Source organism: Indolivaga capnocytophagoides, assembly GCF_036511535.1.
Classification (GTDB): Bacteria; Bacteroidota; Bacteroidia; order Bacteroidales; family Dysgonomonadaceae; genus Dysgonomonas_A; species Dysgonomonas_A capnocytophagoides.
Genome location: NZ_AP028867.1, coordinates 4,520,503 through 4,543,323 on the forward strand (window position 1 = coordinate 4,520,503; position 22,821 = coordinate 4,543,323).

The 22,821-nt window shown below is 38.2% G+C and carries 18 protein-coding genes; 14 read left to right on the forward strand and 4 right to left on the reverse strand.

Annotated features, from left to right (window positions below):
* Nucleotides 1–142 precede the first annotated feature (142 nt).
* The gene (locus AABJ51_RS18330) at nucleotides 143–1,657 is read right to left on the reverse strand and encodes a GH3 auxin-responsive promoter family protein (RefSeq protein WP_338373748.1); all 1,515 of its coding nucleotides are present in this window, start codon (nucleotides 1,655–1,657) and stop codon (nucleotides 143–145) included.
* Nucleotides 1,654–2,355 carry a Crp/Fnr family transcriptional regulator gene (locus AABJ51_RS18335; protein WP_026625429.1) on the reverse strand — a complete coding sequence of 234 codons (702 nt, stop codon included), beginning with the start codon at nucleotides 2,353–2,355 and terminating at the stop codon, nucleotides 1,654–1,656. The genes AABJ51_RS18330 and AABJ51_RS18335 overlap by 4 nt, the downstream gene beginning before the upstream one ends.
* Before the next feature lie 365 nt (nucleotides 2,356–2,720).
* Here AABJ51_RS18335 and tig point away from each other — a divergent pair, with 365 nt between their 5' ends.
* The 11 genes from tig (at nucleotide 2,721) to metH (ending at nucleotide 18,711) form a co-directional block, all read left to right on the forward strand.
* Nucleotides 2,721–4,094 (forward strand): trigger factor, encoded by a 1,374-nt coding sequence (gene tig / locus AABJ51_RS18340; RefSeq protein WP_026625428.1) that lies wholly within the window; start codon nucleotides 2,721–2,723, stop codon nucleotides 4,092–4,094.
* Nucleotides 4,095–4,241: 147 nt separating this feature from the next.
* Nucleotides 4,242–4,925 (forward strand): ATP-dependent Clp endopeptidase proteolytic subunit ClpP, encoded by a 684-nt coding sequence (gene clpP, locus AABJ51_RS18345; protein WP_026625427.1) that lies wholly within the window; start codon nucleotides 4,242–4,244, stop codon nucleotides 4,923–4,925.
* Between the two features lie 216 nt (nucleotides 4,926–5,141).
* A complete protein-coding gene (gene clpX, locus AABJ51_RS18350; RefSeq protein WP_026625426.1) occupies nucleotides 5,142–6,386 on the forward strand; it encodes an ATP-dependent Clp protease ATP-binding subunit ClpX in 1,245 nt (414 codons plus the stop codon).
* A gap of 140 nt (nucleotides 6,387–6,526) precedes the next feature.
* Entirely contained in the window at nucleotides 6,527–8,713 is a 2,187-nt protein-coding gene (gene recQ, locus AABJ51_RS18355) for a DNA helicase RecQ (RefSeq protein ID WP_026625425.1), read from the forward strand.
* A gap of 98 nt (nucleotides 8,714–8,811) precedes the next feature.
* A complete protein-coding gene (gene coaD / locus AABJ51_RS18360) occupies nucleotides 8,812–9,276 on the forward strand; it encodes a pantetheine-phosphate adenylyltransferase (protein ID WP_026625424.1) in 465 nt (154 codons plus the stop codon).
* A 108-nt stretch (nucleotides 9,277–9,384) separates the two neighbouring features.
* Nucleotides 9,385–10,983, forward strand: a complete 1,599-nt coding sequence (locus AABJ51_RS18365; protein ID WP_338373749.1) for a S41 family peptidase — start codon at nucleotides 9,385–9,387, stop codon at nucleotides 10,981–10,983.
* A gap of 84 nt (nucleotides 10,984–11,067) precedes the next feature.
* Nucleotides 11,068–11,502: a hypothetical protein gene (locus AABJ51_RS18370; protein WP_051290585.1), complete on the forward strand. Its 435-nt coding sequence runs from the start codon at nucleotides 11,068–11,070 to the stop codon at nucleotides 11,500–11,502.
* 79 nt (nucleotides 11,503–11,581) lie between these two features.
* Complete coding sequence (smpB, locus tag AABJ51_RS18375) at nucleotides 11,582–12,037, forward strand: SsrA-binding protein (protein ID WP_026625421.1); 456 nt, start codon at nucleotides 11,582–11,584, stop codon at nucleotides 12,035–12,037.
* Between the two features lie 68 nt (nucleotides 12,038–12,105).
* Nucleotides 12,106–13,479 carry a DUF3329 domain-containing protein gene (locus AABJ51_RS18380; RefSeq protein ID WP_338373750.1) on the forward strand — a complete coding sequence of 458 codons (1,374 nt, stop codon included), beginning with the start codon at nucleotides 12,106–12,108 and terminating at the stop codon, nucleotides 13,477–13,479.
* A gap of 11 nt (nucleotides 13,480–13,490) precedes the next feature.
* Nucleotides 13,491–14,894 (forward strand): DUF3329 domain-containing protein, encoded by a 1,404-nt coding sequence (locus AABJ51_RS18385; protein WP_338373751.1) that lies wholly within the window; start codon nucleotides 13,491–13,493, stop codon nucleotides 14,892–14,894.
* A gap of 121 nt (nucleotides 14,895–15,015) precedes the next feature.
* Entirely contained in the window at nucleotides 15,016–18,711 is a 3,696-nt protein-coding gene (gene metH, locus AABJ51_RS18390; RefSeq protein WP_338373752.1) for a methionine synthase, read from the forward strand.
* 48 nt (nucleotides 18,712–18,759) lie between these two features.
* Here the strand turns inward: metH and AABJ51_RS18395 are convergent, their stop codons facing one another.
* Nucleotides 18,760–19,401 (reverse strand): GDSL-type esterase/lipase family protein, encoded by a 642-nt coding sequence (locus AABJ51_RS18395; RefSeq protein ID WP_338373753.1) that lies wholly within the window; start codon nucleotides 19,399–19,401, stop codon nucleotides 18,760–18,762.
* Nucleotides 19,402–19,429: 28 nt separating this feature from the next.
* Entirely contained in the window at nucleotides 19,430–20,074 is a 645-nt protein-coding gene (locus tag AABJ51_RS18400) for a GDSL-type esterase/lipase family protein (protein WP_134435808.1), read from the reverse strand.
* Between the two features lie 247 nt (nucleotides 20,075–20,321).
* Between AABJ51_RS18400 and metN the strand changes: the two genes are divergently transcribed.
* Genes metN through metQ form a run of 3 tightly spaced genes read left to right on the forward strand, consistent with a single transcriptional unit; the run spans nucleotide 20,322 to nucleotide 22,815 of the window.
* Complete coding sequence (gene metN / locus AABJ51_RS18405; RefSeq protein ID WP_321577313.1) at nucleotides 20,322–21,353, forward strand: methionine ABC transporter ATP-binding protein MetN; 1,032 nt, start codon at nucleotides 20,322–20,324, stop codon at nucleotides 21,351–21,353.
* A gap of 4 nt (nucleotides 21,354–21,357) precedes the next feature.
* Nucleotides 21,358–21,999, forward strand: coding sequence for a methionine ABC transporter permease MetI (metI, locus tag AABJ51_RS18410; protein WP_338373754.1), 642 nt, complete (start codon nucleotides 21,358–21,360; stop codon nucleotides 21,997–21,999).
* A complete protein-coding gene (metQ, locus tag AABJ51_RS18415) occupies nucleotides 22,000–22,815 on the forward strand; it encodes a methionine ABC transporter substrate-binding lipoprotein MetQ (protein WP_321577314.1) in 816 nt (271 codons plus the stop codon).
* Nucleotides 22,816–22,821: the final 6 nt, after the last annotated feature.

Here is a 22,821-nt window from a genome sequence, read left to right on the forward strand (position 1 = left end):
AGTTTATAACAACTTTTAGCTGTTTTATCAGCCAAAGCAATAAGAAGGTCCTAGACCTTTAGGGCACAAATTTAAGTAAAGCTTTTATATTTCGAAAAAAAAGTCTTTTTTTTAAGTTATTTTGGTATATCAAAATATGTTATCAGTCTTTATCTTCTGTAATAAAAGCGATCAGCCTTTCCACATAATCCCGGTTGTTTGATAATCTGGGGATTTTATTTTGTCCGCCTGTTTTGTTTATAGACTTCATCCAATTGTAAAAAGTTCCGGCAGCCAAAACACTGACTTTGGGCATTTGAAGCGAGAGATTGTACGATCTTTTTGCTTCATAATCCGAATTTACTTTTTTCAGGCTGTTATCTAATACTTCCGTAAATTTATCAAGGCTGTCGGGCTGAGTTTCAAACTCGATGAACCATTCGTGAGCCCCAGCCGAATTATCGCCGAAATATATCGGGGCTGCCGTGTATTCACTTATTACTGCTCCTGTAGCCTGACAAGCTTCCGATAATGCTTTTTCTGCATTATCGATTATAACTTCTTCACCAAAAGCGTTAATGAAGTTACGGGTGCGTCCTGTTATTCTGAAAAGATATGGCGATGTAGATGTAAACTCTATTGTGTCACCTATCATATATCTCCATAAGCCGCCGTTGGTCGAGATTATAATTGCATAATTCTGTCCTGTTTCTATTTCCTCGAGAGTCAATGTCTGCGGATTGGGCGAATCTATTTCATTAATAGGCAGAAACTCATAATATATTCCGCAGTCCAGCATCAGCAGCATGTCTTTCGATTGTCCGGAGAACTGTACTCCGAAAAAGCCTTCAGATGCATTGTATGTTTCCCAATACATCATAGACGGTTTGTTGATGAGCTTTCGGTATTGCTCTTCGAAAGGAGTAAAGCTGACTCCGCCATGAAAGAACACTTCGAGATTAGGCCAAAGGTCGGTAAGATCCCTGCCTGTATCGGCTTTTATCTTTTTCAGTAAAACCAAGAGCCATGAAGGAACACCCATAAATGCTCTTATGTCATTCTTTATAGCATAGTCGGTCAGAGCTTGCAGTTTAGTTTCCCAATCGGGCAGCAATGAAATGCTTTCGGGGGTACGGCTTAGTTTAGCCCAGAAATACAGATTCTTGATAAGTATCGCCGAAATGTCTCCCGTGAAAATCCCGTCACCGATATGATTGATCTGCTTACTTCCTCCCAGTACCAGTGTTTTCCCCAGAAAGAATTTGGTTTGAGGATTACTTTTTGCATATATGGCAAGCATTTGTTCGCCACAACGGTAATGATTCTTAGTTAGAGACTCCTGAGTGACCGGAATGTACTTGCTTTTGTCCTGAGTTGTACCCGAAGACATTGCAAACCACCTAACGGGTTTGTTCCAAAGTATATTCTGTTGCTTGTCAACGATTATTTTATCGAGATAAGGTCTCATATCTTCATAATGAAAGATAGGAACCTGCTTACGAAAATCATCTTTGTTTTTGATGGATGAGAATTTGAATTCTTGTCCGATAAATGTATTTTGCCCTGATTGGATCAGGTATTCAAGTATTTTCTCTTGTGACTGAAAAGGGTGTTGTATAAAATAGTCTACTTCCTTGAATTTGTGATCAAGGTATTTACGTATTATAGATGCAATCATCCTATTTTGCTGATTTTTCGAAGTCTTTCTTCGTCAATGATTTTGATCTTTCTTCCGTCCAGCGAAATAATACGCTCGTCGACAAATGTCGATAATGTACGTATAGCATTGGATGTGGTCATGTTCGAAAGATTAGCAAGATCTTCACGTGATAGATATATACTTATTGTGGCTCCATCTTCTTCCAGTCCGTAACTTTCGAGAAGGAATACCAGCGATTCGGCAAGTCTGCCACGTATATGTTTTTGGGTAAGGCTTACAACACGTTCATCTGCTATACCTAGATCGGTAGAGAGTTCAATGATGAAAAACATGGCCAATTTGGTATTTTTCAATACTAAAGCCTCTATTATTTCCATTGGAATACAACAAAGTGTAGATGCTTCAAAAGCCGAAGCATTGGTAACATAAGGTTCTTTAGCAAAGAATGCTCTGTAGCCAAAATTCTGAACAGGTCTTACCATTCTGATAATCTGGCTTCTGCCACCAACTCCGTTTTTGAAAATCTTGACTTTACCTTTGAGTAGGCACATCAAATCCTTGGGGATTTCTTCCTCACAATAAATGATTTCGTTTTTTTTGTAGCTGACTAATTTAGCGTTCTCTTTTACTATTTCTCGCTCTTTGTCATCCAGAAGTGCCCATATTTCAGGGATACTAGCTTCTAAGCTAATTTCATCTCCCTTATCTTTCATCATAAAGTGCAGAATTTTACTAAGACTCAAAATGCATATATTTCAATGCATCGGCAAATATAGGTATTTTTTGTTTATTTTTATGATTTTTAGGAGAAAACCACAGCTGTATGCCTTTTGAGTGGGTATTGTGTCATTATCGGATTTCCGATTAATACCCGGGTTAACTTGTTGTGGAATAAACTATTGTTTGTGGCAAAAAAGGGAACGGCATCTTTCCTGTGAAAAAAGGAAATAAATTTGAATATTGGAATAATATAAACTATTTTTGCACCACTAAAAAAGTTGAGTGTACGGTAAGTCGTTATAAATCTTGATTTTTCTTACACCGAATTAATTAGATAAAAGTTATAAATAAAAGACCAAAGATGGATACATCTCTTATAAGTGTAGATAGTGTAAATGCTATCCTTAAGATTGAAGTAAAGAAGGCTGATTATCAGGTAAAGGTAGACGAAGCGGTTAAAACTTTCCGTAAGAAAGCAAATGTACCGGGATTTCGTCCGGGTACTGTGCCTGTAGGAATGGTGAAAAAAATGTACGGTAAATCTATCTTGGCCGATGAAGTAAATAAATTGGTAGGAGAAGGTATTTATAATTATATACAGGAAAATAAACTGAATATATTAGGTGAACCACTTCCCAATCAGGAAAAACAACAACCTGTTGATTTCGCTAAAGAAGAAGATTATGAATTTTTCTTTGATATAGCTTTGGCTCCGGAAATCAAACTTGATTTGACTAAGAAAGATAAAATGGACTATTTCAAAATCGCTATCGATGAAGAATTAGTTCAAAAACAAATATCATCTTACAAAGCTAACTACGGTAAATATGAGACTGTAGAAGAAGACGCAAAACCAACAGATCTTCTTAAAGGCGAGGTGGTAGAATTAGAAAATGGTACGCCTAAAGCCGGAGGTATAGCTGTTGAAGGTGCAGTACTTATGCCTTCTTATATGAAAGATGAAGAAGAACAAGCTAAATTTGCCAATGTGAAGAAAGAAGCTCAGATTGTATTCAATCCGGGTAAAGCTTATGATGGCAATGAAACAGAAATAGCTTCATTCCTTCACATAGATAAAGATGCAGTAGAAGCTATTGCTCCTGAGTTTATGTTTACCGTGAAAGAAATCACTCGTTACAAAGAAGCAGATTTGGATCAGGCTTTATTCGATAAAGTATTTGGTGAGGGTACTGTGAAGACAGAGGCTGAATTTTTAGATAAAATCAAAGAGTCATTATCTTCTCAGTTGGCTCCCGATAGCGATTACAAATTTTTATTAGATGCTCGTGCATTATTAGAAAATAAAGTAGGGGATCTTACATTTCCTGATGCATTCTTGAAGAGATGGTTATTGACAACCGGAAGCGAAAAAACAGCAGAATCTTTAGATGCTGAATATCCAAAAATTCTGGAAGATCTGAAATTTCACTTGATCAAAGAACAATTGGCGAAAGATAACGATCTTAAAATAGAAGAGGCTGATGTTCGCAATGTTGCCATGCAGGCAGCAAGAGTACAATTTGCTCAATACGGAATGGTAGGTATGCCCGATGATGTTTTGGCAAACTATGCAAATGAAATGTTGAAGAATAAAGAGACTTCTCGTAATTTGGTAGATAAGGCTATGGAAGAAAAAATTGCTGCATGCCTGAAATCTCTGATTACATTGAATGAAAAAGAGATAAGCTTAGACGAATTCAAAAAGTTTTTCGAAACTGAACAGACTGAAGCTTAATTCTCCTCTATAAAAGGTTTAATATAAAAGAAACCTTTGTCTATTTTCTTTATTCAGACAAAGGTTTTTTTGTTTTCTTTCAGTATTAAGAGTTTTAGGCACGAGATTTGTAGTCTTTACTCAGAATCAATAAAAGAGATAATAATTATGAAAGATTTCAGAAAATATGCAACCCAGCACATGGGGATGAACGGGTTGGCACTCGATCAATATATGAATAGTGTGAGCAATATGAATATAACAAGCAGTTATATTTCACCTACTATTATCGAGGAACGTCAGCTGAATGTGGCTCAAATGGACGTATTCTCACGTTTGATGATGGATCGTATTATTTTTCTGGGTACACAAATCGACGATTATACAGCTAATGTGATTCAGGCTCAATTGCTGTATCTGGATTCGGCAGATTCAGGAAAAGATATATCTATTTATATCAATTCTCCGGGTGGATCGGTTTATGCCGGTTACGGAATCTATGACACCATGCAGTTTATCGCCAGCGATGTATCTACAATCTGTACAGGTATGGCGGCATCTATGGCTTCTGTATTGTTGGTTGCCGGACAAAAAGGAAAACGTTTCGGTTTGAAGCACTCACGTGTGATGATTCACCAACCTCTGGGAGGTGCTCAGGGACAGGCTTCGGATATTGAGATAACAGCCAGAGAAATAGGAAAAGTTAAGCAGGAATTATATAAAATAATATCAGATCATTCGGGACAACCGATAGAAAAGATCGAGAAAGACTCGGATCGTGACTATTGGATGAACTCTACAGAAGCCAAAGAGTACGGAATGATAGATGAAGTATTGCTTAGAAATAAATAATGAAGATATTCTGTCAGTATTAAGAATAAAGACTACCTATGGATTTCATGGGTAGTCTTTTCTTAGTAACTGCTGGGGGATTTATTCGTTTAAATTTTAGAACAGATTTTCTGATAAATTCCTAACAGTTATTTAGAGTACAGGCAGGTTTTACAAAGTAAAGTATTGGTGCTGTCGTAATGGTCGTTATTTACAGCACTGTTTATAGAAAAGAATATGGCTAAAAAAGGAGCAAACGATTTTTGCAGTTTCTGTGGCCGTGCAGGAAGCGAGGTCAACTTGTTGATTTCGGGTATTTCGGCTCATATCTGCGATAAATGCGTAGATCAGGCGTATTTGATCGTGAAAGATTCTTTAAGCTCCGGAAAAGGGGCAGGAGAGGTGTTGGATAGAAAAAATCTACCCAATCCGCAGCAAATTAAAAATTTCCTCGATCAGTATATTATCGGGCAGGATGATGCGAAGCGTTATCTATCGGTGTCGGTATACAATCACTACAAGCGATTGTTGCAGGAAAAAAGCGAAGATGATGTAGAGATCGAAAAGTCTAATATAATCATGGTTGGTCCTACCGGTACAGGTAAAACGTTACTGGCTAGGACAATTGCAAAGCTGCTTCATGTGCCTTTTGCGATTGTAGATGCTACCGTTTTGACAGAAGCCGGATATGTCGGAGAAGATATCGAAAGTATCTTGACTCGACTATTGCAAGCTGCGGATTACGATGTAGCTGCTGCCGAGCGTGGAATTGTCTTTATTGACGAAATAGACAAAATAGCTCGCAAAGGAGATAATCCCTCAATAACCCGTGATGTAAGTGGCGAAGGAGTACAGCAGGGTTTGTTGAAATTACTTGAAGGTTCTGTGGTAAACGTTCCACCTCAGGGAGGACGCAAGCATCCCGATCAGAAGATGATTGCCGTAAATACCAAGAATATATTGTTTGTCTGCGGGGGAGCGTTTGACGGAATAGAACGTAAAATTGCACAACGTTTAAACACTCGTGTTGTTGGATATGCTGCTGCTCAAAAAAATGCAGATATAGACAGAAATGAAATGTTGAAGTATATTATTCCTCAGGATTTGAAATCTTTTGGATTGATACCCGAAATAATCGGACGTTTGCCTATTCTTACATATCTGAACTCTTTGGATCGTGATGCTTTGAGAAGAATTCTTACCGAACCGAAGAATTCTATTATTAAGCAGTATGTAAAATTATTCGATATGGATGGGGTTGCTTTGACTTTCGACGATGATGTTTATGATTATATAGTCGATAAAGCTGTCGAATACAAACTGGGAGCAAGAGGATTGAGATCTATAGTGGAAACTATAATGATAGATGCGATGTTTGAAATCCCATCTACAGGAGATAAAAGTTTACATGTGACAAAACCTTATGCAGTACAGCGTTTAGAAAGCTCACACTTAGACCGTTTGAAAAATTCTCACGAATAAATCATTTTTTCAATTAAAATAAATCTTTTTTTTATTGGAATTTTCGGTTAAGACGCTATCTTCGTATCTAGTAAAAGCAATTATTCAATATTAGATATAGTAGTTTTTACCCGAGTTATTTTAGATCGATTTGATTTACTATGCCAAAAAAAGAAGATTTATTAATTGAGAATCTGAAAAAACATTTTGGATTTGATAAATTCAAGGGAACCCAAGAAGCTATCATCCAAAATATTTTGGCGGAAAAAGATACCTTTGTTCTTATGCCGACCGGTGGAGGTAAATCCCTCTGTTACCAGTTGCCCGCTATACTTATGGATGGCACAGCCATTGTTATCTCTCCCTTGATTGCCTTAATGAAGAATCAGGTGGATGCAATGCGTAATTTCAGCGAAGAAGACGGGGTTGCCCATTTCTTAAATTCATCACTGAATAAAGCGGCTATTGAGCAGGTTAAAAATGATGTTCTGGCCGGAAAAACAAAATTGTTATACGTTGCCCCCGAATCCTTGACAAAAGAAGAGAATATTGATTTTCTACACCATATCAAGGTATCGTTCTATGCAATAGACGAGGCTCACTGCATCTCGGAGTGGGGACACGATTTTCGACCCGAATACAGGCGTATACGCCCTATTATAAATGAAATAGGACAACGTCCTATTATTGCTCTGACAGCAACAGCTACACCCAAAGTGCAGCATGATATCCAGAAGAGTCTGGGAATGTTGGATGCAACAGTATTCAAATCTTCATTCAACAGGGAAAATCTGTATTACGAAGTTCGTTCGAAAACCGATAATGTCGATAAAGACATTATTAAATATATAAAATCTCAAGAAGGAAAGTCCGGCATTATATATTGTTTGAGTAGAAAGAAAGTAGAAGAGTTCGCTGAAATATTGCGGGCTAACAATATTAATGCATTGGCATATCATGCAGGATTGGACGCTAGTACCAGAGCTGATAATCAGGATGCGTTCCTGATGGAAAAAGTTGATGTCATCGTGGCTACCATTGCCTTTGGAATGGGAATTGATAAGCCGGATGTCAGGTATGTGATACATTACGATATGCCCAAAAGCCTCGAAGGTTATTATCAGGAAACCGGCCGTGCCGGTCGTGATGGAGGAGAAGGACGATGTATTGCATTTTATTCGTATAAAGACTTGCAGAAGCTCGAAAAATTTATGCAGGGGAAACCTGTGGCAGAACAGGAAATAGGCAAACAACTCTTGCTTGAGACTGCGGCTTATGCCGAAACAGCCTTGTGTCGGAGAATTGTTCTATTACATTATTTTGGCGAAAAATATAATCAGCATAACTGCGGTAATTGTGACAATTGTATAAACCCTAAAAAACAAGTGGAAGCTCAAGATTTATTATTAACAGCGATAGAAGCTGTATTAGCATTAAAAGAAAAATTTAAAACAGATTATGTTATCAATTTCCTGCGAGGTAAAGAAACCTCTGAAATAGAAACATACGGACATCAGGATTTGGATGCATTCGGATCCGGTGAAGGAACAGACGAAGACACATGGAATGCTGTAATTAAGCAGGCTTTGATTGCCGGTTATCTGGATAAAGATATCGAGAATTACGGTCTTCTGAAAATAACCAAAAAAGGCAAGGACTTTTTGAAGAAACCTGTATCTTTCAAAATTGCACAGGATGCCGATGAGGAAGATGAAGACGATGAAGATGTAATTATCAAAGGTGGCGGAGGAAGCTCGGCTGTAGATCCGGTTTTGTTTTCAATCATGAAAGATCTTCGAAAGAAGATGTCTAAAAAATTGAATGTGCCGCCTTATGTTATATTTCAGGATCCTTCTTTGGAAGCGATGGCAACAATCTATCCTACAAGTATCGATGAGCTGCAAAATATACCCGGAGTAGGGGCAGGTAAGGCTAAAAGATATGGAGCGGAGTTTGTTGAGATTATAAAACGACATGTTGAAGAAAATGAAATAGAACGTCCTGAAGACTTACGTGTCAGAACAGTTGCCAACAAATCGAAGATGAAGGTAGCAATTGTTCAAAGTATTGACCGTAAAGTAGCTTTGGATGACTTAGCCGAATCGAAAGGTATTGAATTCTCTGAATTGTTGACAGAACTGGAAGCAATTGTTTACTCCGGAACTAAAATCAATATAGATTATTTTCTGGAAGAAGTAATTGATGAAGACCATATGGCCGATATATTCGACTATTTCCAGGAAGCAGAGTCAGATGATCTGGAAGATGCAATAAATGAGTTAGGAACTTATACTGAAGATGAAATTCGTCTAGTAAGGATTAAGTTTATTTCGGACATGGCAAACTAAGGTTGCAGACCTTTTAGCTTTGGTAAACAAGACTGCCAAAGTTTGTCATATCTGTTATTTGATCAATTTTAATATCTGCAATAGAGGTCTTAATTATGATGAAGAAAGCTATTTTCCCCGGTACATTTGATCCGTTTACAATAGGTCATGCATCATTGGTTCGCCGAGGGTTGGCTATTGTAGATGAAATAGTTATTTCTATCGGGGTTAACGATACTAAACAAAGCTATTTTCCGTTGGAAAAGCGTATTGATATGATTCGTTCTTTATATAAAAACGAATCCAGAGTATCGGTTACTTCCTATGATTGTCTTACCGTGGATTTTGCTAAAGAAGTCGACGCTGATTTTATCCTGAGAGGGATACGCTCTGTAAATGACTTTGAATACGAAAAGACAATTGCAGATATGAATCGTAAGATATCCGGAATAGAAACCGTTGTATTGTTTACCGAACCGGAGTACACCCATATAAGTTCGACCATTGTCCGCCAATTAATGCGTTTCAATCACGATATCTCAGACTTCGTGCCTGAAGGAATTAATATTGACATAAACGATTAGAAAGTTTCACTTGAATAGAGTTACTAGATAAATATTATATCAGATCAAGAGGTCAAGTAAGAGTCTTCTACTTGACTTCTTTGCATAAAAACACAAAGAAGAAGGTACATGAAAAAGATATTGCTATTAGTTGTAGTGTTTACATTGTTTGCATACAGTGATTTAGCTGCTCAGTTCAGTATGAGTCAGGGTACACGTAAACTGGCTACAACCATGACACTTATAGAGCGGATGTATGTTGATCAGGTAGATGACGAAAAACTGGCGGATGATGCTATTGTTGCCATTTTGAAGGAACTCGACCCTCATTCATCCTATCTGAATGCAGATGCTGTTGCTGAAATGAATGAACCATTGGAAGGTAATTTTGATGGGATTGGTATTTCATTTAATATGATGAGTGACACTCTGTATGTGATAGAAACGATAGCAGACGGTCCTTCCGAACGTGTCGGCTTATTGCCCGGAGACAGGGTTATTGCAGTAAATGATACAGCTATAGCCGGAGTCAATATGAGCACAAAGGATATCATGAAACGATTGAGGGGACCCAAAGGAACAAAAGTTAAAGTTTCGGTTGCAAGAAGAGGTGTTTCTGAGCCGATTGTCTTTCAGATTATAAGAGATAAAATACCGATCTACAGTCTCGATGCGTCGTATATGGTAGATCAAAAAACAGGATATATCCGTCTGAGCCGTTTTGGAGCAACTACAGTCGAAGAATTCAGACTGGCTCTTGAAAAACTGAAGGCTCAGGGGATGCAGGATCTTATTCTCGACTTACAGAGTAATGGCGGAGGGTACCTTACTGCCGCAACAGAATTGGCAGATGAGTTTTTAGGAAAAGACAAATTGGTTGTTTATATGGAAGGAACACATCAGGCTAAGTCGAGTGATGTTGCAACCGAAAAAGGAATGTTCGAATCCGGAAAATTAGTTATCTTAGTGGACGAAGGTTCTGCTTCGGCCAGTGAAATTGTATCCGGAGCGGTTCAGGATTGGGACAGAGGGCTGATTATAGGACGGCGTACATTTGGTAAAGGATTGGTACAACGCCAATTTCCATTGCCTGATGGTTCGATGATCAGACTTACGGTTGCCCGCTATTATACGCCTACCGGCCGATGTATACAAAAACCTTATGTAAACGGCGATCAGGATTCGTATAATAAAGATCTGATAGATCGTTATAACAGAGGGGAAATGATGAATGCGGATAGTATCCATTTTCCTGATTCTTTGAAATATAAGACGTTGGTAAACCAGCGTATTGTATATGGAGGCGGAGGTATCATGCCTGATTATTTTGTGCCGATGGACACAACTGAATATACCGATTACAGCGGACGTGTTAATGCAATGGGATTAACTTACAGGTTGGCATTGAATCAGGTTGATGCAAACCGTAAAGGTTTGTTGAAAAAATATCCGACAATAGATAAATTCAAGAAGGAATATGTAGTTTCGAATGACTTGTTGGATGATTTGGTGAAAATGGCTACCGAATCGAAAATTGAATTTAAAGAAGATCAGTTTGACCGGTCAAAAGATTTATTGAAACGCCGGATCAAATCATCTATGGCTCGCGATTTATATGACATGTCATCTTATTTTCAGTTAATAAACGACGAAAGTGTTATCTTTACCAAAGGTCTTGAGATAATTCGGGACGATGCGCAGTACTATAAGTTGCTGAAACAGAAATAAGACTGAGCTTCAGATCTCTTTTGTCGAAATAAGAGAAAATATTAACAATAAAAAAGCTCTCCGAGCTTAATAGAAATAGACATAATGGCAACAAAAGCGAACAAAGAAATTGCTAATGCTCTGGCAGAGGCTATAGACAACCTCAAGAACGATTACGCGGGAAGTTCCCTGACGGACATCTATTTGGTTGTAGATAAGGATAGCGGAGAATTGTCGATCTATGATGATGAAGAGAATCTGTTATCTCAGGTTTTAGTAGAAGCTTGGGTAGAATTGGATGATGATACTGAGATAGAAAATGCTCTGAGTGAAGTGGTGACAAAATTCGATGATGAAGACCGTTTTGGCGCATTGGATCTTTACAAGCCATTTTCGATCAGTCTTGCCGATGAAAATTTTGTCGTGCAAAAAGAACTGTTAGTCATTGAGGATGATTCTATCGTAAGGCTCGAGAATGATTTTATGGAACGGATCGACAAAGAGTTTGACGATTTTCTGAATAAGCTGTTGAACGAATAATTTGTTCTTTAGCAATGGTAAGTATAAATGTAATTTATACTTATAAAGTTTTAAAAGAGGCCTTCTGCCTCATTGGATTATGAAACAGCAATCAAATATAAATATTAAGAATAAACGGGCAACTTTTGATTACGAACTGCTCGAAACTTATACAGCCGGTTTAGTACTGACCGGTACGGAGATAAAATCGATAAGGTTGGGGAAAGCCAGTCTTGTCGATACATTCTGCATTTTTGAAAAAAGCGGATTATGGGTTAGAAATATGAATATATCGGAATATTTCTATGGTTCATACAACAACCATGCTGCGCGTCGAGATCGTAAACTGCTGCTAAACAGGAAAGAACTGAAGAAGATACAGCGAATGGTGAAAGAAACGGGATACACAATTGTGCCTACCCGTTTATTTATTAATGACAGAGGGTTGGCCAAAATAAATATCGCAGTTGCCAGAGGGAAAAAGCAATATGATAAACGCCAGTCTTTGAAAGAAAAAGACGATAAGCGTATGCTGGATCGCTTTATGAAGAAATAAGGCTGTTTCAGACCTTTATTCTATACGATTTATAAGACACTGGTCTTTAAAATCTTTATTTTATTTATATGGGGATAGTAAATGGGGATAAAAAGAGTATCCGGCGATGGTTGTTCGGTATAATCTTTTTTGTATTTTTTCTATTAATATTTTTATTGAACAGGATGTATCCGATTCATTCCGATGATTGGATGTATTCTTTTGTTTTTAATGAAAATCCTGTTCGTTTTATTCACAATATAAGAGATGTTTTTGTGTCGCAGTATAATCATTATTTATACTGGGGAGGGCGCAATGTTGTGCATTTTATAGATCAGATACTCTTGATGATTCCGGCTTTGACTCGTGAGATTATTAATAGTCTGGCCTTTGTGTTGTTTATATTGGCTATATATAAAATAGCTAACTGTGGTAAAGCATTGGCCCCTATGTTATTTCTGTTTATCGGGGCTGTTTTGTGGTTAGGACTCCCTACTTTTCCTCAGACTGTTGTCTGGATTACAGGCAGTTCAAATTATTTGTGGGGCTCACTTATTGTATTGTCTTTCCTCTATAACTATTATCGCTTTTATATAACAGAAAAAAGTAAGGATACGCGATTGAGAGCCTTGTGGATGTTTTTATTCGGAATAATAGCGGGGTGGACTAACGAGAATGTTTCGATAGCTTTATTGTTTATTATATTCTCTTTGTTGATCTATTTTTCAATACGGAAGATAAAAGTTCCTCTTTGGTTTGCTGCAGGTTTATTTGGGGTAGGTATTGGTTGTGCAATTATGCTTGCTGCTCCGGGTAATTTCATCCGTTCCCATGATACCCATGTCTCACTAAATCTGGATACTAAATCACTGGTAGAAGTCTTAAGGTTTAAAGCCCGGAATATTTATCTTATTTATAGGTATATACCTGCAGTGTCAGCTCTGATTGCCGCTTATGTTGTATCTGTATTGATATATTGGTTTGTGAATAAGGATAATCGGAATGAAAAGGTATTATTCGGATCTGTATTGTTTTTTATAGCAGCTCATATTTCGGCTTTAGCAATGATTGCATCACCTATATTTCCGGTGAGAGCATCTTTTTGCATGCATGCATTTATGATAGTTGCTATTTCTATTTTGTACGGAGATCTCAAATTTGAAACAAGAGGAACTAAAATAGTTAATTCACTGTTTTTGACAGCTCTGTTGATCTGGTCAGGAAGCACATATTATTGTATGTATTATAATCCTCTGAAATATCTCAGGGATAGGTATAAAGTCCGAGAGCAATATATCAAATCTCAGAAAGACAGGGGAATCAAAGATATTGTATTAAAAGAATCTCCTATAATAATGCCCGGTCAATTTGACTTTGAAGATATAACAGCTGATGAATTATCGTGGCGCAATCGTATTTGTGCCGACTATTATGAGGTAAATTCGATAAAAAGAATAGAATAATAGCTAAGAGTATGAGAAATTATTATCAGAAATTCACGGATTTATTTACAGTATTGGAGGAAAAATTAAATAATAAAAATACATCGAGGTTATTATTTATATTTTTTGTCTTACTCTTTGGTGGATTGATCTTACTATTGAATCTCTCATACCCCTTGTATGCTGATGATTGGGGGTATACTTTCATAACCGGATCGGAATTGACTCGGAAAATATCTGTTATTTCAGACATCTTTGAATCACAGTATAATCATTATTTTATACATGGTGGGCGGGTAATAGCTCATATGACAGCCGAATTTTTATTATATCTGGGAGGGTGGAAATCTGATCTGCTAAACAGTTTAGCCTATGTCGCTCTAGTCCTGATTATTTATAAAACAGCAAATTTTAGTAAAACTGTAAATGCATCTTTGTTCTTCATTATAAATATTCTGATTTATTTCTTTCAACCGGCTTTTTCTCAAACTATTTTGTGGATAACAGGAAGTGGAAATTATTTGTGGATGGCACTTATTATCATATCGTTTATCTATGTTTATGTGAGAGGATTTTTACGGCCGCAAAGAGTTCATATGATATCTAAAGCTCTGATTATGTTTATTGCCGGAATAATAGCCGGATGGACTAATGAGAATACAGCTTTCGGGATGTTTGTCATCTTGTGTTTGATAGTTTTTTATGTATGGAAAGAGGAACGCTTTGTTCCCGCATGGATGTTAACCGGTCTTTTGGGTGCTCTTATAGGCTATGTTTTAATGGTTGCCGCTCCGGGAAACTTTGTTCGTTATGATCAGTCTTTGGTTGATAATTCTATAGAGCAGGGGACTAAGATCAAATTCTATATGACACGGATGCTTCCTGTTGTAGGAGACTTCTACAAATTTGCCTTGTCTTTGGTTTTCATATACATCTTTGCCTTATTTACATATTTGTATTTTACTCCGCAGAAGGATAAAAGAACGATATATTTGTCAATAGTTTTTTTTATTGGAGCAATAATTTCTGATTTGGTGATGGTTGCATCACCTGAGTTTCCTCCCCGGGCATGGTTTGGCATTATAATATACTTGATTATTGCTATAAGTATATTGTATGCGAATATTCCTTCCGATAATAGATATTTATTTGCAGTAAAATCATTGATCTGCATATTTGCCGGCATATATTTCGCATTATCATTTCAACGCGGATACAAAGATTTAGCTAAAATAAATGACATTTTTAATAAGCGGGAAATGATTATAAATCAGCAGAAAGATAAAGCGAATTTTGATTTTGTAACAAAGGAGACTATAAATCCACAAACAGGCTTTCCTTTGATTGATGAGATTCCGTCTGACTCTACGCATTGGATTAATATGTTTTATCTTCGCTACCACGGTATAAAGTCTTTTAAAATAGAGAAGCAATAACATAAATCTCTGATTTTTTTGTCTACTAATTTTCATTCTGGTTAATGTATCAGATAAAATTGTTTTATCTTCGTTGTAACATAGAACATTTTTAAATAAAAAATACTTACGTACTTACATAATGCAAAATATACAGGAAATACTAAAACACCGAATACTTATTTTGGATGGAGCAATGGGTTCCCTGATCCAGCAATATAAGTTGTCGGAAGAAGATTTCAGAGGAGACCGGTTTAAAGATGCCGTGATCTTACAGAAAGGAAATAATGATTTGTTATGTCTTACCCGTCCGGATGTGATCGATGCCATTCATTGTAAATACCTTGATGCAGGGGCAGACATAATAGAGACCAATTCTTTCAATGCGAATGCCATTTCGATGGAAGATTACGGAATGCAGCACCTTGTTCATGAAGTGAATGTAGCTGCCGCTCGTTTAGCAAAAAGTGCAGCCGATAAATATACTGCTCAAAATCCCGATAAGCCTCGTTTTGTTGCAGGATCAATAGGACCTACCAACAAGACTACCTCTATGAGTCCTCGGGTAGAAGATCCCATGTACCGAGCTGTGACCTTTGATGATATGCACCGAATATACAAAGAGCAGATAGAAGGTCTTATTGACGGTGGGGTTGATCTACTGCTTATCGAAACGATTTTCGATACCCTGAATGCAAAAGCTGCTCTATTCGCAGCCGAAGAGGTGCGTAAAGAAAAAGGAATCAATGTCCCTATCATGGTTTCAGTAACTCTTTCCGATAAAGGAGGACGGACTTTATCCGGACAAACTATCGGAGGATTTCTGGCTTCAATCAGCCATATTGATTTCTTATCGGTGGGATTGAACTGTTCGTTCGGAGCATCAGATATGAAGCCGTTTCTTAAAGAATTAGGACGTTTGGCTCCTTCTTTTATATCGGCATATCCGAATGCAGGCTTGCCTAATCAATTCGGAGAGTACGATGAAACTCCTGAGATTATGGCTCGTCAGATAAAAGAATATATCGATGAAGGCTTAGTCAATATTCTGGGGGGATGTTGTGGTACTACACCCGATCATATCGCAAAATATGTAGATTTGGTTAAAGGTGCTGCTCCGCATGTTCCGTCAGAGAAACCTCAGTATATGTGGCTGTCCGGATTGGAATTACTGGAGGCTAAACCTGAGATTAATTTTATAAATATAGGAGAACGCTGTAATGTGGCTGGTTCTCGTAAGTTCCTGCGTCTGATCAAAGAGAAGAATTATGAAGAGGCTCTGACTATTGCTCATCGGCAGGTCGAAGACGGAGCACAGATTCTCGATGTGAATATGGACGAAGGATTATTGGATGCTGTCGAGGAAATGACTAATTTCTTGAATTTGGTTGCGTCTGATCCTGATGTATCCCGTATTCCCGTGATGGTGGATTCTTCTAAATGGGAGGTGCTGGAAGCCGGATTGAAATGTGTGCAAGGAAAGGCAGTAGTGAATTCAATCTCTCTGAAAGGAGGCGAAGAAGAATTCATGAGACAAGCCCGCCTTGTTCGTAAATACGGAGCAGCTGTTATTATCATGGCCTTTGATGAAATTGGTCAGGCCGACCGTTATGAAAGACGTATCGAAATCTGCCAGCGGGCATATAATCTATTGGTAAATGATGGATTCAATCCAATGGATATCATTTTCGACCCCAATATTCTGGCTATTGCCACAGGAATAGAAGAACATAGGGGTTATGCTGTTGATTTTCTTAATACAATAGACTGGATAAAAGCCAATCTTCCTCATGCTAAAATAAGCGGAGGGGTGAGCAATTTGTCTTTCTCTTTTCGAGGTAATGATTATATCCGTGAGGTAATGCACTCTGTCTTCTTGTATTATGCTATTCAGAAGGGAATGGATATGGGAATTGTTAATCCCGGACAATCCGTGATTTATGAAGATATTCCCGACGATTTAAGAAATCTGGTGGAAGATGTCATTTTCAACAGACGGGAAGAAGCTACCGACGAACTGATAGAATATGCAGAACGGATAAAAGCCGAAAAATCGAATCAGCCTGCCGATAAGGTAGAAGAATGGCGGTCTTATCCGCTCGAACAGCGCATTGAATATGCTTTGGTAAAGGGCATAAGTGATCATATGGAAGAGGATATGTCCGAAGCATTATCTGTGTATCCGAGGGCTGTTGATATTATAGACAAGCCGTTGATGGCAGGGATGAATAAAGTAGGAGACCTGTTTGGTTCTGGTAAGATGTTTTTGCCTCAGGTGGTGAAAACTGCCCGTACGATGAAGCGTGCCGTGGCCATACTACAACCTACAATCGAAGCTCAAAAAGATAAATCGGATACATCGAAAAGCGCAGGTAAACTTATTATTGCCACAGTTAAAGGAGATGTTCATGATATCGGTAAGAATATTGTATCAATAATATTAGCTTGTAATAATTATGAGGTGATAGACTTAGGTGTGATGGTTCCTCCGGAAGTAATCATTCAGAAAGTGAAGGATGAGAATCCTGATATTTTGTGTTTAAGCGGATTGATTACTCCCTCTCTCGAAGAGATGAGTATTGTTGCGCATGAAATGGAGAAGGCCGGATTTACCATTCCTTTGATGATCGGAGGAGCTACTACTTCCAAATTACATACGGCAATTAAGATCGACCCGAAATACCGAAACGGATCGGTTGTATATACCAAAGATGCGTCTCAAGCACCGGCTGCAGTAGCTAAACTGATAAATCCGAATACCAAAGGAGAGTTTATCAAAGAAGTTAAAGAGGAGTACCAAGGATTGCGTGAATTACAGGAGAATAAGAAAGTAGATTTACTGCCATTGAAAGAGGCTATCAGTAAATCCTTTAAAATAGACTGGACTGATTATATTGCACCCGAACCGAATGTGAAGGGTGTGAAAGTAATACCTCATATTCCGATCGGGAAAATAGTTCCTTTTATTGATTGGAAATTCTTTTTCCATTCGTGGAATCTTTCGGCACGTTATCATACAGTACAATTTATAGATGATTGTGTGAGTTGCCGTACTTCGTGGGTTAACTCGTTCCCCGAAGAAGAAAGAGAAAAGGCTCAGGAAGGAATGAAGTTATATAAGGATGCTCAGAAGATGCTTGATCACCTGATTCATGTGAAAGCCGACTATATTAAAGCTACATATGGCGTATTTGAGGCATATAGTGATAATGAATGCCTTTATATCAATGATGTTTGTTTCCCGATGCTCCGTCAACAAAAGAGAAACGAAAAAGATACTTACTTGTCTCTTTGTGATTTTGTGTTACCGAAGAGTGCAGGAAAGAAAGACTATGTAGGAGCATTTACTATTACAGCCGGAGCCGGAGGTGCGAACGAAATGTTGAGTGAATACGAACGCAAAGGCGATGAATACAGTGTTCTTCTAATGAAGTCGGTACTCGATCGTTTGGCTGAAGCCACTACCGAATTTATGCATGCTAAAATCCGTACTGAATACTGGGGATTCGGATTCGGCGAGGATTTGACAGTCGATCAGATGTTTGCCCTTAAATATCAGGGAATACGTCCGGCAGTTGGTTATCCGTCTATTCCTGATCAGTCGATCAATTTTTTGCTGAATCAATCATTGTTGGATTCTAAACAGATAGAAGTGCAGTTAACCGAAAACGGGGTTATGCTTCCTAATGCATCTGTAAGCGGATTGATTTTTGCACATCCTCAATCGAGATACTTTACTATCGGTCAGATATCGGAAGAACAAGCCGGATTCTATATAAAGAACAGAGGTGAAAACCCTGATCTGACTCGTAAATTCCTTGCTGCAAATATGATGTGAGGTCTAAGCTCTACTATTCCTAACGAAAATACTAAAAGAGAATCTCTGTTAATCGAGATTCTCTTTTATTTTATCATATACGGTTTGTGCTATCACTTCTGCGCCTTTTTTGTTCGGGTGTATGCCATCGATATACAGTGTTGAATCGGATGTTACCGAGTGAAGGTCTATAAGACCGGCATTGCAGTTTTTCGAAACTTCTTTTATATACGGAAACATAATCCCGGTAAGGATACTGTCTCTTTTCGCAAACACTTTATATGGGTGTGTAGGCAGACATAAGTATACTCGGGGCGAAGCCGGTGATTGCTGAAACGATTTGACCATCTGTGTCATATCCTCCACAAACTCTTCTTTGTATTTCATATTCTCGGGGCTGGTATCGTTTGTCCCAAGCATAATAATTACAATGTCGGGATTGTACGAAAGCGCATCTTTGTACATCTGCTCTTTCATATACGGATAATCTCCTTTTTGTAATAACGTACGTTGGGCGAACCCGAAATTCTTAACTTCGCAGCTATCTCCCATCAGTCGTTGTAAAACCGAAGGATAAGAGTCTTTTTCTATATCCTCTAAAAGATAGCCCGATGTGATACTGTCTCCTATACATGCTATTTTAAGCTTTGGCTCTTTTAGGCATGATACAAACAGGATCGAGCATAAAATGCTCCAAAATAAGATTCTCATAGTAGTGTTGTTTTTGGGAAATACGTCTTTAGTCTTTACGGGTTATAGCATGGTATACTTCTGTTGCAATAATTTTAGCTCCGGCCTCATTCGGATGGATATGATCCGGAAAATTTTCGGGCATATTGCTAGTGGGTGTATGCAGGTTGATTACTTTGGTACCGCATTCTTCAGCAACGTCTATAATATCCGGTATTATATCTTTTACAATAATGCTATCATTGATACCCCATTGTAGGGCATAGGCTTTTGCCGGAAAGCATAGGTATATCTGAGGATGGGATGACAGGCTTTTGAAAGAATTAACCATAGTTTCCATATCATGTTTATATTCGGATCCGTATTGCCAGTTCTGAGGTTTCGAATCATTTGTTCCTAGTTTAATGATAACAATATCGGGATTGAATGCTAAAGCATCTTTAAACATCTGCTCTTTCATATAAGGTAAATCACCTTTCATTAATAAGGTTCGGGCACTGAATCCGAAATTACGAACATCATATCCTTCGCCTAACATCTGACTGAGGACAGACGGATAACTGTTTTTATCACGATCTGCAATTCCCATGCCGTATGTAATACTATTTCCTACACATGCGATCTTTATTGTTTCCTGTGCATGGATGATGATAAAAGAAAAAAGAATGACTAGGGTTAAAAGAGATTTTTTCATTGGTTTTGGGTTTAGAGTCTCAGATCTATTTAAAGATCTTAAATATCAAAAGGTTTACTTATTACAAATATATAAAGAATATTGTATTAGGCTTTCGGTTGTTTTTATTAATTAATAGTCATAAACCCGAAAAAGTAAATCCTAAAATTGAACGATTTTATAAAGCTAACTACTACAAGCATAAGTTATTTTTGTTACTTTGTAATTATAACAGGTCTGAGACCATAATCGAATAAAAGGTTATCCAATGATTGAATTACAGCATGTAACCAAAATATTTCAACAGAGTCAAAGGTACATCAAGGCCTTAGATGATGTGTCGCTGTTTGTTCCCGAAGGTAAGATTGTGGGGGTGATAGGTGAGTCGGGAGCCGGTAAAAGTACTCTGATTCGGGTTGTGAATTTATTGGAGCGACCGACTGAAGGACGTATCATTGTAGACGGACAGGATTTGATGTCGCTATCTGACTCTCAGCTGGCAAAATCCCGTCGGAATATAGGGATGATTTTTCAGCATTTCAATTTGCTTTCATCCCGTACCGTTTTCGATAATGTAGCTTTACCTCTGGAATTGGATAATACCCCAAAAGAAGCGAAGTCCGCCCGAGTTACAGAATTATTGAAGCTTGTAGGATTAGAAGATAAAGCTCTCGAATATCCCACCAAATTATCAGGTGGTCAAAAACAAAGGGTCGCTATAGCCCGTACATTGGCAACACAGCCTAAAGTTTTGTTGTGTGATGAGGCTACGAGTGCTCTCGATCCTGCAACTACCCGTTCGATATTGTCATTGCTGAAAGAGATCAATCAACAGTTGAATATAACTATCTTACTCATTACTCACGAAATGGATGTGGTGAAGGAGATTTGCGACGATGTCGCCGTAATCAGTGATGGGCGTTTGATCGAACAGGGGAGTGTTGCAGATATTTTTTCGCATCCTAAAGAGAAGTTGACAAAACAGTTTATCGCTTCTTCGCTGCATATGGAGATACCTGCGGATTATCAGGAGAGATTAACAGAATCTCAAATAGAGGGAAAGCATTCTTTACTTTGGATTGAATTTTCAGGTAATTCGGTTGATGCCCCTGTCTTGTCTGAAGTCGCTCGCCGGTTTGAGATCAACAGTAATATCATAAATGCCCGTATGGATTATATCGGAGGGTTGAAATTTGGAGTGATGCTTGTCGAGTTTATCAGTTCGGTTGAGAATGAAAATAATGCAATAGAGTTTCTAAAAACACAAAATATAAAAGTGGAGGTATTAGGTTATGTCTGATTCTATGCTGGATATATTATTGAAAGGTACTTGGGAGACCATCGTTATGACCTTTGTTTCGGGCTATTTTAGTTTTATGATCGGGCTGCCGATCGGAGTTGCCTTATTTATTACCCGAAAAGGGCAGATTAAAGATAATAAAAAGGTAAATCGTTTTATCGCATTCTTTGTGAATGTGTTTCGCGCCATTCCGTTTATTATTCTTATCGTATGGATGATCCCTTTTACACGAACTATTGTGGGAACGTCTATCGGAGTCGAAGCGGCTTTGGTTCCGTTGAGTATCGGTGCTGCACCGTTTGTAGCTCGTATGGTAGAGAATAGCTTGCTCGAAGTTCCATCAGGGCTTATCGAAGCATCGCGGGCAATGGGTGCAACACCTTTTCAGATTATAAGTAAAGTGCTGCTGCCCGAAGCTATGCCGTCTCTTATCAATAGTGCCTCTATTACTCTGATTACGCTTGTCGGTTATTCGGCTATGGGTGGAGCAGTTGGAGCCGGTGGACTTGGTCAGGTCGGTTACCAGTACGGTTATGTAGGCTATGATATGACTGTGATGAATATCGTACTGGTATTATTAGTGATATTGGTTTTCATTATCCAGACTACAGGTAATTATATTTCGAAAAAAGTAGATCACCGGTAAATGAAAACAAAAATATTTATACTTATATCCGTTGTCTGCTTTGCGGTCTTATGTACTGTATTCATAAGCGGAAGAAAGCGGAAAAATGATCCGGATTTTATCCGTGTGGCCGTTGTTTTGGGACCTGAATATATTGTTGCTAAAACAGCTCAGAAAGTAGCGAAAGAACGCTATAACCTGGATGTGGAGCTCGTGACGCTTACCGACTATGTTGTGCCTAATACGTTGCTCGATCAGGGAGATGTTGATTTGAACGCTTTTCAGCATGTTCCTTATCTCGAAAATCAGATGAAAGAACGTGGATATAAACTTGCGGTAGTAGGTAATACTTTTGTATATCCTTTAGCAGGATATTCTAAAAAGATAAAATCTCTATCGGAGTTGAAAGATGGTAATACAATAGTGATTCCAAATGATTTGACAAATGGCGGACGAGCCTTGCTTCTTATGCAGAAATATGGGCTTATCAGATTAAAAGATAATGTAGGACTGGTGCCTACGGTCTCAGATATTGTGGATAATCCTCATAATTACCGCATCTTAGAATTGGAAGCTCCTCAATTGCCACGTGTGCTTGATGACCGTAAGGTCGTTGTGGCAATCATCAATAATACTTATGCGGCGGGAGCAGGACTGACTTTAACTGATGGAATTTTTGTCGAAGACAAGGATTCACCTTATGTAAATGTTATCGTTGCCCGTGAGGACAATAAGAATGAGGATAAAGTAAAGCGTTTTGTCCGGGCTTTTCAGTCGGATGAAGTTGCAGCTACAGCCGATCGCGAATTTAAAGGGGGAGCCGTAAAGGGTTGGTAACACCCT